The organism is Photobacterium sanguinicancri (genome assembly GCF_024346675.1).
GTDB classification, from domain to species: Bacteria; Pseudomonadota; Gammaproteobacteria; order Enterobacterales; family Vibrionaceae; genus Photobacterium; species Photobacterium sanguinicancri.
Map to the genome: position 1 here is coordinate 1,825,344 of NZ_AP024850.1, position 12,618 is coordinate 1,837,961.

Sequence of the window (12,618 nt, forward strand, 5' to 3'; positions counted from 1 at the left end):
TATTTTGAATATTCATTAGTGGAAAAAAGAAATGTGATAGATGACGCAATAATCAAGCAAAAAAGTGTTTGCTTTGAATGGGTTAAAGTCGATATGAGGGTGATGTTTTCAATTGATTTTGGTGATGTTTGGGCGAAAAAAAGGGCTGTAATCACAGCCCTTTTATCTGAATTATCTTGTATTCAGAACAATTACATTGCTTCTACGTTAGCAGCTTGTAAGCCCTTAGGGCCTTGCTCTGTTTCGTATGAAACTTTTTGGCCTTCTGCTAGCGTTTTAAAGCCATCGCCAGTGATAGCGCGGAAATGAACGAATACATCAGCACCGCCATTATCTTGAGTGATAAAACCAAAACCTTTCTCTTCGTTAAACCACTTAACGGTACCTGTAGCTTTAGACATGTTGTCTCCTGAATTCCTTACTTCAACAAATTGCCAATAGTCCTTGTAACAACAGTGATAACTAAAACCGGATACCTTCAGACAACATACCTAGCGGTGCATGTAGAAGCTTTGCAGTTAGTTACCGATATCGAAAAAACTATCGGTCACCAAAAGACTAGGCACTATGGCGAAAAAAGCAAATGTTTGAACGTTTAAATTGTGGGCGGTTTCACACCAATTGGTAATAAATTCAATGATCTTTGAAGTTATACCATTTTGTCATAATTGATGATTACACTTAGGCTTGCATTTGTATGTTCAAAATCATGGTAGATGAAATAATAGTGATGAAGCGGCTTGGTTGCTTGAGCTTGGGTAGTACTTTCTGATATAACGTTTTGCAGCAAGGGTTTAGTAGATTTAAATAAGGACAAATAATGAACAATATCCTAGAGTTGGTTCGTCAAGCTCGTCGCAAGAATAAATTGAAGCGTGAAATTTTAGACAACGATCGTAAAATTCGTGATAACCGTAAACGTGTTGAGCTACTAGAAAACCTAATGGAATATATCCGTCCAGGTATGAGCCACGACGAGATCGTAGAAATCGTTGAGAATATGAAAGGCGATTACGAAGACCGCGTAGATGATCACATCATCGTAAGTGCAGAGCTTTCTAAAGAGCGTCGTGAAGTAAGCAAAGCAGTTAAAGAATTAAAGCGTGTAGAGATTGCTGCTAAGCAGTAATAGCGAAACCGCTTTAAATAAGACTCATCAATAAAACCTGATAGAAATATCAGGTTTTTTTTGTGTCTAAATGACGGAAATTTGATAATTATCCCAGTTATATCTGTTAAAATTGTTTTTTGCTTATTATATACACGGTATTAATGTCATAAGGCACTAGGCTAGCATTAATACAATTGTTTACTTGAGGATCCCTACTTGAAACATTGGCTTGGCTTAACACTGTCTTTATCTATGGTGTTTCCTACGGCATCTCTTGCCGATACAAACGAACAATTATCCGATACCGCCAGTGTTGAGGAATTACGTGAACACCGTGAAGAAGAAAAAAGATGGGGACTCGCAGCTGTTGTCCGCAAAGCAAGTATTCCTTATTCACAGGGTGCCAGTGCAGACGTTGATGACTCATCGGTTATGTCCTTTGTCCCAATGATGTTTTATCGCGGAGATAAATTATATATCAATGGCACCGAGACGGGTTACCAGCTTTATCAGAAAGAGGAATTTTCGGCCAACGCTGTACTGCGCATGCATTTCATCGATATTCCTGCTGCTTATCAAAACTCGATTGGTGGTGATACTGGGATGGGAGGGATACAGCTAAGATATCAGTGGGATAAGAGTGTTTATAGCTTTGCTGAAGTTGTAACAGATCCTAGTGCGCACTTTCAGGCAAATGTAGAAGTGGGGGCGAAGTATGAAGTGGGTGATTGGTATTTCCATCCATCAGCAACTCTGATCAATAAAACTTCAGACTACAATACACACTATTACGCTTTTAATCAGACACATCTCGGTGGCGGTTCGGATATTAAAGTAGGTGGTAAGTTACGTTATCACGTCGCTTCTAATTTGTATCTGTTAGGTGGTGCTTATGCCACATACTATGATCGTAACGTTCGTCATTCAGAGACTATTGATGATAATTGGCATACAGAGTTTTATGCTGGTTTTGGTTTCTTCAATGATTCGTCTAAACCAAAGCGTTCATCAATCTCAACGAAACCGTATTTACGTGTGGCGCATGGCTGGGCGACCCCTTCAAATATGGGTGAGATCCTCGCGGGTGAGACAGTTAAAGATGAATATAACAATCAGCTAAGTTCTGTTTTTTACGGTCATCCACTAACGGATGAGCTGTTTGGAATTCCACTCGATATTTATTTAACACCTGGTTTGGTTACGCACTGGGGGTCTGAGGTTCAAGATTTCACTACCGAATTAGTGGTGGCAATTAAAGCTTATTACACTGTCAATTGGCCTGTGAAGTGGCGCTTAGGTGTTGCTGAAGGTTTGTCTTTTGTCAACGACATTACTTACATCGAAAATTCAGAGATGGAACGTAAGGGGTACGAACCAAGCAAGTTACTGAATTACGTTGATTTGTCTCTTGATATTAACATCGGTGATCTTATCAATAAGAAAGAACTTGATAATGTTTGGCTTGGTTATAGCATGCATCACCGTTCTGCTATTTTCGAACAAGCGTCGCAATTTGGTCGTATCAAAGGTGGTAGTAATTACAACACTGTTTACCTACAGTTTGACTTCTAATACGCGATAGTAAGGGGACTGTTTGCGCTATAGCCAGTCCCTTATTAAGTCGATTTTCAGATAATAAAAAGCCGAGATCTTATTAAAGAACTCGGCTTTTTTAGTTTTAATCAAAGCGTAGTGCGAATGAATGCCAGTTACTGAGCAACATCAAAAGCTTGTCGGAGTTGAGATAAGTATCCCTCGTCACGACACATGCTTTTGCCTGGTTCATCAGAAATTTTGGCAACAGGACGCCCTTCGCATTGTGTTAGCTTTAGGACGATATTTAATGTATCGACATTAGGCAGGTCACAACTTAGCTGTGTACCAATACCAAAACTCACATTAGTGCGACCATAGAAATGCTTATAAATTGCTAAAGCTTTATCCAGCGTCAAACTGTCAGAAAAGACGAGTGACTTGGTCATTGGATCGATGCCTAAAGCTTCATAGTGGGCAATGGCTTTCTCACCCCAAGTGACAGGGTCACCACTGTCGTGACGCAATCCTACAAAGCGATTAGACAGACGTAGGTCAAAATCACGCAGGAAAGCATCCATGTTGATGCAGTCTGTAAGCGCGATGCCTAAGCTGTCTGGGTACTCTTGTAACCAGCGATTAAGTGCGAGCTGCTGTGAGTCAGCCAGTTCACCTGTGAGCTGCTGGTGGGCTTGAAACCACTCATGTGCTTGTGTACCCATAGGTGTTAACCCACGAGTGCGCGCAAGGTGGTAATTTGACGTCCCTTTGAAGTAAGGGAAGTGTTCAGCAAGGTAATCCACTACATGGTGCTGTACGGCTTTAGAGAAGCGACGTCGCGTACCAAAATCAACTAATGCGAAATCTGACAAGTCAGTTCCTTCGGCATGTTGATAAAAGCGGTCAATTTTAGATTTAAGCTGAATAATGGCGGCTTCTGGCGTTACTTCAGGGTAGCGAGCAGCACAACGTACTTCACAAATGATTGCGAGCAGTGGTACTTCCCAGAAAATGACATCAAGCCATTTCCCTGTGATTTTAATCGCAAGTTGATCACCAGAAACATCAAGTTCTACCTGTTGGCTATTCAGCGAAAACGTTTCTAAGAACGTCAGGTAGTCTTGTTGAAAGAAGCCAAGCGTAGAAAGATAGGTCAGCTCGTCTTTAGTGAAAGACAGCGAATCAAACTGAGCTAATTGCGCTTGAATAGCCTCAAAATAAGGGCGTAGGTCTTCTTTGCTGCGACAATGGAATTCAGCAACCACCTCTGTTTCAGGGTATTGATGGAAAATTGCTTGGTGCATGTGCAGTTTATATGCATCTGTATCCAGCAGTGAGTCGATAACTCTATGTGTTCCAGTCTGATTCATATTAAAAGCTGTGTTTGTACGCCATTAGATAATTTATATGATTCTGCCCGCATTCTTGGCTAAATGCGACAAAATTAGGGGGCGTACGATACGCTTAAATCTCTCAAACAACAAGGAACAGGCTGTTCAGCTGATTAAATGTTCGACTATTGGCAGGTGATACACAGAAATATTCGATTTACTTACGTATAGTTGTAAACAATTCTTGTTTTTATGGGTGAGAGCGATATAAATACCTGTGCTAAAACGACTCTAGCAACATAAAACAACTTCTCGTTATCTTATTGAGGCTATACAGCCCCGATGAGTTTTTGCGTAATAAAAGGAAGACATAATGGCGGATCAACCCCAAGCAAAATACCGTGCAGACTATCAAGCGCCTGAATACACCATTACCGATATCGCCCTAGACTTTGACTTACATGATACAGCAGCTCGCATTGTTGCTGTTAGCCAAGTAAAACGTTTAGCTGAGCAGGATGCCGCGCTGAAATTGGATGGTGATGCACTGACGCTTATTCGCGTTGAAGTGAATGGCGAAGCCTGGACTCAATATGAAGAGACACCAGCAGGATTAACGCTAACAGGTTTACCTGCATCGTTTGAACTCACCATCGAAACAGAAGTAAACCCTGAAGCAAATACACTACTTGAAGGCTTATACAAGTCGGGTGGTGGGTTCTGTACTCAATGTGAAGCTGAAGGTTTCCGTCGCATTACTTATTACATGGATCGCCCTGATGTACTGGCGCGTTTCACGACCACAGTGACAGCCGATAAGGCAAACTTCCCATACCTACTGAGCAACGGTAATCGTATCGCTCAAGGTGATTTAGACAATGGTCGCCATTGGGTACAGTGGGAAGACCCATTCCCAAAACCAAGCTATTTATTTGCGCTTGTTGCAGGTGATTTCGATGTGCTTCGTGATAAATACACCACAGCAAGCGGCCGTGATGTTGAGCTGGAAATTTTTGTCGATAAAGGCAACCTAGATCGTGCTGATTACGCAATGACATCGCTAATCAATTCCATGAAGTGGGATGAAGAGCGTTTTGGTCTTGAGTATGACTTAGACATTTACATGATTGTCGCGGTTGATTTCTTCAACATGGGTGCAATGGAAAACAAAGGCCTTAATGTCTTTAACTCAAAATTTGTCTTAGCTAACCCACAAACAGCAACAGATGTTGATTACCAGGGTATTGAAGCTGTCATCGGCCATGAGTACTTCCATAACTGGACGGGTAACCGAGTAACTTGCCGTGATTGGTTCCAACTGAGCTTGAAAGAAGGCTTAACGGTTTTCCGTGATCAAGAGTTCTCATCTGATTTAGGTTCGCGTGCAGTAAACCGTATTAACAATGTACGTATTGTTCGTGGTCCACAGTTTGCTGAAGATCGTGGCCCAATGTCGCATCCAATTCGCCCTGAACAAGTGATCGAGATGAATAACTTCTACACCTTGACGGTTTACGAAAAGGGCAGTGAAGTTATCCGTATGATGCACACTTTACTGGGTGAAGAAAAATTCCAAGCGGGTATTAAGCTTTACTTTGAACGTCATGATGGTACTGCTGCAACGTGTGATGATTTTGCATTAGCAATGGAAGATGCGTCGGGTGTCGATCTTACGTTATTCCGCCGTTGGTACAGCCAAGCAGGTACGCCTGTTGTGAATGTAACAACTGAATATGACGCAGAGAAAAGCAGTTACAGCGTAACGGTTAAGCAGCGTACGGCAGCAACGGCTGGTCAAGAAGAAAAGTTAGCACTTCACATTCCGCTTGATATCGAACTATATGATAGCAAGGGCAATGTTATTGAGTTACAGCGTAACGGTAATGCGATTCATCATGTACTGGATGTAACAGAAGAAGAGCAAGTATTTACGTTCGATAATGTCAATGAGCAACCTGTTATCTCATTACTACGTGAATTCTCAGCACCTGTTGTACTTGAATATGACTACAGCGATGAAGAGCTTGTTTTCTTGATGGTGCATGCGCGTAATGAATTTGCACGTTGGGATGCGGGCCAAATACTATTGGCTAAGTACATCCGTGACAATGTCACTAATGTACAAAATGGTAAAGCGGTTGAATTCCCTGACAGTGTTGTTGATGCTTTCCGTGGTGCATTACTGGATGAAAATCTGGATCCTGCATTTATTGCAGAAATGCTGACGTTACCAAGTGAGAATGAAATTGCTGGTTGGTATAAGTGTGTCGACGTTGATGCAATCAATCAAGTTGTTGGCGAGATCCAAAAGATTCTTGCAATAGAAATGGAAGATGAGCTATCTGCTATCTATCATTCTTTAGCGCAAACAAGCTATACCATCGAACATGATGCAATGGCTAAACGCGCACTGCGCAACCGTTGTTTGTCTTACCTGGCTTGTACTGAAAAGGGGAACGATTTAGTTGCAGAGCAGTATCAAGCATCAGATAACATGACAGATACCATGGCTGCAATGGCGGCGGCTAACAATGCTGAACTTGCTTGTCGTGCACAGCAAATGCAAGATTTCAGTGACAAATGGACACACGATGGCTTAGTGATGGACAAATGGTTTGCACTGCAAGGCGCTAACCCAGCGAATAATGCACTAGCAAACGTTCGTGAAACCATGAACCACCCAGCATTTGACCTGAAAAACCCGAACCGTACTCGTAACTTGGTAGCGAACTTCTGTGGTAACAACCCAGTCCGCTTCCATGCAAAAGATGGTTCTGGTTACTTGTTCTTAAGCGAAATCTTAATGGCGCTTAACACATCAAATCCACAAGTCGCTTCACGCTTGATTGAACCTTTCTTGAAGTATCGTCAGTACGATGATGCACGCCAAGCATTAATGCGTACAGAGTTAGAAAAGTTAGCGAATCTAGAGAACCTAGCCAAAGACTTATACGAAAAAGTACAAAAAGCATTAGCGCTTTAACGCATAAGTTTTCAATGCCGTTATAGCGAGTTTTGTAATTTACAAATGCCAACTGTAAGAGGTTGGCATTTATCTTCTTATTAATTAAATAAAGAGGTTAAATCACGTGCCATGAAATCGTACACATTTTCAGTCAATATCAGCTATCAATCATATCTACACCATTATTCTGGTGCGGCAAGTAGTGTGGTTGTTATTACTGATAATGGCTTGCGCTTACAGTTACCTGCCTCTCGATTCCGTCCATTTTTAAGCCAACTCGGCGTAAAAGGTCGATTTAGAGTTAATGTTAATCAGCAGAACAAAATTGATGGAATAGAGCAAATTAGCTAATTGCGCCACGTTATAAATAGAAGTAACTTAGTGTTAACATTACGAACGAGATACATGAGTGCCTACGGTACAAAATAGCAAAACGATAACGAATTGACTGAAGGTTATACTGAGAAAAATCATGGTTTGCTATTAGATAAATTAATATGAGAAAGAATTGGTTAGACCAATTAACCAGCTGGGTGTTTAAATTTGCACATACTTTGGCTAAGAGAAATTATCTATCGATACTAAATCTTAACCTTAGTCACATATTCGATTTTTTGTTTGATTTTCAGAGTAATTAACGTAACTAAATAGCAACAAAACACTCTACAATAGCTCCACGCATTATGCGTTTATACTAAATTTATAAAAACATAAAAACGATGGAGCATCACGATGACCGCACCTGACCCAATCGTGCCGGTATTGCTTGAAAAAGTGTATGGCTTAATCCAAGAAAAAATTGAAACTCCCCAGCAGTCATTAGTCGAAGTTTTTGCTCAGCGGTTATTAGGACAGCTAGCAGATGACGATCTTTTGCAGCGTAACGAATCTGATCTCTATGGTGCTGTGCTGAGCTTATGGCATCACCTCCTTAAGACCGATCCGGAGCAAACATCGGTTCGCGTTTATAACCCGACATTAAGCCGTTATGGCTGGCAGTCTACCCATACAGTGGTTGAGATAGTTGTACCTGATTCACCGTTCTTGGTTGATTCAGTCCGTATGACGCTTAATCGTTTAGGTATCACAAGCCACTTAATGCTAAATGGCCCTTACTTCTTTAAACGTGATGCAGAAGGTGTACTTACTGAAGCATGCGGCAAAGAAGGGGATCTACAAACACTATTCCATATTGAAGTCGATCGACTAACAGATAAAAAAGAAATGGAAGTGTTAAAGCAAGAGCTTGAGCAAGTGCTTGTGGACGTAGACTTAGTCGTTACAGACTGGCAAGCGATGCAAGATAAAATGCAGGCGATTGCTATCGAATTAAAAACGGCACCTTTACCTGTCGATGATACACGTCGTGAAGAAGCCCTTGAATTACTTGACTGGGTAACGCGCCATAATTTCACTTTTATGGGCTATCACAATTATGATCTGAAGGCGGTTGAAGGTGATTACCAGCTTTGCCCAACGGAAGATAAAGGTTTAGGTTTACTGAGTAAGCCAAATAAAGCTCGCTGTTTGTTGCTTTCCGATTTACCTGAATCAGCACGTTTTGAAGCACGTAAGCCTGAAATTATGATTCTGACTAAAAGTAATGGTCAGTCAAAGATTCATCGCCCTGCATATATTGATTACATTGGTATCAAACGCTTCGCTGAAGATGGCAGTGTGATTGGCGAACATCGCTTTGTGGGTCTTTATGCGTCAACGGCCTACCACCAAACGGCAATGAATATTCCGCTGATCCGCAATAAGATGTCTCGCATTTTAGAGGCGTCAGGTTATTCGGCGGGTTCGCATTCTTGGAAAGCGCTGAACAACTTACTGGAAACCTATCCACGCGATGAGTTGTTCCAAGCAACTGAAAAAGAAATGCTAGACGTGGGTTGCGGTGTTGTTCAAATGCAAGATCGTGACTTACTTCGTTTGTTTGTCCGTCGTGATCCATTTGGCCGTTTCTTCTCTTGTATGGTGTATGTCACTAAAGAGCGTTACAACACGGAGTTGCGCAGCAAAACTCAATCTATCTTAAAAGATTACTTTGGCTCAGCGCAAAATGTTGAATTCACGACTTTCTTTTCAGAAAGCCCATTAGCAAGGACGCATTACATCGTGAGGGTAGACAATAATAACTTCAATATTGATGTTAAAGCGATTGAGCATAATTTGGTAGAAGCTGCGGCGTCTTGGGAAGATCGTATCGGTGATGCGCTGGTGGCTAATTTTGGTGAAAGCCGTGGAACATCACTGGCTAAAAACTACGCCCGCGCATTCCCACGTTCATATAAAGAAGAAATGCTACCTGGTTCTGCCGTTGCAGATATTGAGCAACTTGAAAGCCTAAGTGAAGACAATAAGCTGGGTATGTTGTTCTACCGTCCACAAGAAGAAGCAGCAGATTCACATTTCGTGAAGCTAAAACTCTTCCACCGTGACGAACCAATCCATCTATCTGATGTGATGCCAATGCTTGAAAACCTTGGATTGCGAGTGATCGGTGAATCGCCATATCAGATCACTACCAGTAAAGGCACGGTATTTTGGATCCTAGATTTTGCGATGCTGCATAATGCATGCAAGGGCATTGATCTTCGAGAAGCTCGTGATCGTTTCCAAGAAGCATTTTCGGCTATTTGGCATGGCACATTAGAAAGTGATGGCTTTAATCGCTTGGTATTATGTGCAGGGCTAACAGGCCGTGAAATTACTATTTTACGCAGTTATGCACGCTATATGCGCCAAGTTGGCTTCCCATTCAGTCAACATTACATTGAAGAAACGCTATCGAGCCATAATGATCTTGCACGTGATCTTGTTGCACTCTTCAAGTTGCGTTTTGATCCAACCAAGAAGCATTCAGAGAAAGCAGAGCAAAACCTGATCGCCAAGCTGAATGACAAACTGGATCATGTCGAAAGCCTAGATGATGACCGTATTATTCGTCGTTATATGGAAATGATCTTAGCGACACAGCGTACCAACTATTACCAACTTGATGACAATGGTAAAAACAAACCTTGGCTATCGCTGAAACTACGTCCGTCAGACATTCCTGATATCCCACAGCCAGTGCCATTCTTTGAGATCTTCGTTTACGCACCTGACATTGAGGGTGTTCACCTTCGTGGTGGTAAAGTTGCGCGTGGTGGTTTGCGTTGGTCGGATCGTCAAGAAGATTTCCGTACCGAGATCCTGGGTCTGGTTAAAGCGCAGCAAGTGAAGAACACAGTTATTGTACCTGTTGGCGCAAAAGGTGGCTTTATTTGTAAGCGTCAGCCACAAATGACAACGCGTGAAGAGATTTGGACGGAAGGTCAGCGCTGTTATAAACGCTTTATCCGTGCCTTGCTTGATGTAACAGATAACATTATTGATGGTGAGCTAATTCCACCAACCAATGTGGTTCGCCATGATGAAGATGATCCGTATTTGGTTGTTGCGGCAGATAAAGGTACAGCGACATTCTCTGATTTAGCGAACTCTGTCTCTGAAGATTATAACTTCTGGCTGGGGGATGCTTTTGCATCGGGTGGCTCAAATGGTTACGACCATAAGAAAATGGGTATCACAGCAAAAGGTGCATGGGAATCAGTTAAACGCCATTTCCGCGAGTTAGGTACAGATTGCCAAACAACAGACTTCACTTGTGCTGGTGTGGGTGACATGGCGGGTGATGTATTCGGTAATGGTATGCTGCTATCGAAACATATTCGCCTAGTCGCTGCATTTAACCACATGCATATCTTCATTGATCCGAATCCAAATTCAGAAAAAACATGGCCAGAACGTGAACGTTTATTTAATCTGCCACGATCAAGCTGGGAAGATTATGATCAAAGCTTGATCTCTGAAGGCGGTGGTATCTTCTCTCGCCGCAGTAAGTCGATCAAACTGACGCCGCAGATCCAAAAGCTACTGGGGACACGTAAACAAACGATGCCGCCAAACGAATTGATCCGTTTGATTCTACAAATGGAAGTCGATTTACTATGGAATGGTGGTATAGGTACCTACGTTAAAGCTGAATCTCAGACACACACGGATGTAGGTGACCGCGCGAATGATGCTTTGCGTATCAATGGCAATGAGCTACGTGCAAAAGTAGTGGGTGAAGGCGGTAACTTAGGTATGACCCAGCTTGGCCGTGTTGAGTTTGCTAAACGCGGTGGATTGGTGAATACCGATTTCATCGACAACGTAGGTGGTGTTGATTGCTCCGATAACGAAGTGAATATTAAGATCTTACTTAATAGTTTAGTGGCTTGTGGGGATCTAACGTATAAGCAACGTAACCTTCTGCTAGAAAGCATGGAAGACGAAGTTGGCGAGATCGTACTTGATGATGCTTACTGTCAAAGCGAATCAATTTCCGTAACACAGCAGCAGCAAGTGCAGCTGCTAAAAGAGCAAATTCGCTTTATTCATCACTTAGAACGTGAAGGTAAGTTGGATCGTGCACTTGAAGATTTACCGGATGACGAAACACTGGCAGAGCGTGAGAAATCAGGCATCGGCCTAACACGCCCTGAGCTAGCTGTTTTAGTTGCTTACGGAAAAATGGTACTAAAAGAGCAGCTTGTAACGGATGAAATCTCCAATGATCCGTACCATGCTCGGTTGTTACCAGCGTATTTCCCTGCACAGTTAAAAGAGAAATACCGTGCGCAAATGGACAGCCATCCACTGCGTAAAGAACTGATTGCAACCTCGCTTGCGAACCAAATGTCGAACGAGATGGGTTGTAACTTTGTGACTCGCTTACAAGAGGAAACGGGAGCAACAGTTGCTGAAGTCTCTTCAGCGTATGCAGTAGGGCGTAGTGTCTTCAACTTTGATAAGTTCTTTGATCAAATTCGAGCGCTAGACAATGCCGTGTCGGCAGAAACACAGTACGACATGCTTTATCGTTGTCGTCGTATGTTGCGCCGTGCGACACGGTGGATTTTACGTAATCGTGATCGTAAGTTAGGTATAGAGCAGCAAATTTGTGTTTATCAACCTGTTGTGAACACGTTGAATGAGAATTTAGAACGTTACCTTGTAACTGAAGAGGTTCAGGAACACAAAGATCAAGCTGCTATCATGGTCGACAAAGGCGTTCCACAAGCGCTTGCAGATAATATTGCACGTTTAAGTAGTTTGTACTCTGCAATGGATATCGCACAGATTGCTAAAGAGCTTAAACAAGAAATTGACCATATATCGCGTATCTACTTTGTATTAGGGGCTGAACTTTCGTTGCACTGGTTCCTACAGCAAGTAAATAATCAATCGGTTGATAACCACTGGCAGGCTCTTGCTCGTGCGTCATTCCGTGAAGATCTTGATTGGCAGCAGCGTCAATTAACATCGGCCGTTATTACCGCTATGGTTGATGGTTCAACGCCAGAGCAGGGTATTGAAGCTTGGATGCAAGAGCACGATAAAGCTATTTTACGCTGGGAAAGTGTATTAGCTGAGTTTAAGGTTGGTAATGTTCATGAGTTTGCGAAGTTCTCTGTTGCATTACGAGAGTTGATGTTACTTAACTTGAACTGCCGTTCTAGCATCTAACTAATACGGTTATATTAATCAAAAGCCAACGCATTGCGTTGGCTTTTTTGTTGGATGTTATTCGTTAATAAGGAACCATACTGAAAGCAAACTTAAACGATCCTTTTTAGATCCTT

The 12,618-nt window shown here is 42.2% G+C and carries 7 protein-coding genes; 5 read left to right on the top strand and 2 right to left on the bottom strand.

Going from position 1 to position 12,618, the window contains the following annotated elements; translation table 11 throughout:
* Positions 1-191: 191 nt before the first annotated feature.
* Positions 192-401 carry a transcription antiterminator/RNA stability regulator CspE gene (cspE, locus tag OCU87_RS08800; RefSeq protein ID WP_062689041.1) on the bottom strand — a complete coding sequence of 70 codons (210 nt, stop codon included), beginning with the start codon at positions 399-401 and terminating at the stop codon, positions 192-194.
* A 419-nt stretch (positions 402-820) separates the two neighbouring features.
* Between cspE and OCU87_RS08805 the strand changes: the two genes are divergently transcribed.
* Positions 821-1,129, top strand: coding sequence for a DUF496 family protein (locus tag OCU87_RS08805; RefSeq protein ID WP_048898345.1), 309 nt, complete (start codon positions 821-823; stop codon positions 1,127-1,129).
* Positions 1,130-1,327: 198 nt separating this feature from the next.
* A complete protein-coding gene (locus OCU87_RS08810) occupies positions 1,328-2,683 on the top strand; it encodes a MipA/OmpV family protein (protein ID WP_261858325.1) in 1,356 nt (451 codons plus the stop codon).
* A gap of 137 nt (positions 2,684-2,820) precedes the next feature.
* Here the strand turns inward: OCU87_RS08810 and pncB are convergent, their stop codons facing one another.
* Positions 2,821-4,014, bottom strand: a complete 1,194-nt coding sequence (pncB, locus tag OCU87_RS08815) for a nicotinate phosphoribosyltransferase (RefSeq protein ID WP_062689039.1) — start codon at positions 4,012-4,014, stop codon at positions 2,821-2,823.
* A gap of 334 nt (positions 4,015-4,348) precedes the next feature.
* Between pncB and pepN the strand changes: the two genes are divergently transcribed.
* The 3 genes from pepN to OCU87_RS08830 all read left to right on the top strand — a co-directional run bounded on the left by pepN (position 4,349) and on the right by OCU87_RS08830 (position 12,502).
* Positions 4,349-6,958, top strand: a complete 2,610-nt coding sequence (gene pepN / locus OCU87_RS08820) for an aminopeptidase N (protein ID WP_261858326.1) — start codon at positions 4,349-4,351, stop codon at positions 6,956-6,958.
* A 111-nt stretch (positions 6,959-7,069) separates the two neighbouring features.
* Positions 7,070-7,291: a DUF2835 domain-containing protein gene (locus tag OCU87_RS08825; RefSeq protein ID WP_062689037.1), complete on the top strand. Its 222-nt coding sequence runs from the start codon at positions 7,070-7,072 to the stop codon at positions 7,289-7,291.
* Positions 7,292-7,672: 381 nt separating this feature from the next.
* On the top strand, positions 7,673-12,502 hold the full coding sequence (locus OCU87_RS08830) for an NAD-glutamate dehydrogenase (protein ID WP_261858327.1): 4,830 nt from the start codon (positions 7,673-7,675) through the stop codon (positions 12,500-12,502).
* The last annotated feature ends 116 nt before the right edge of the window (positions 12,503-12,618 follow it).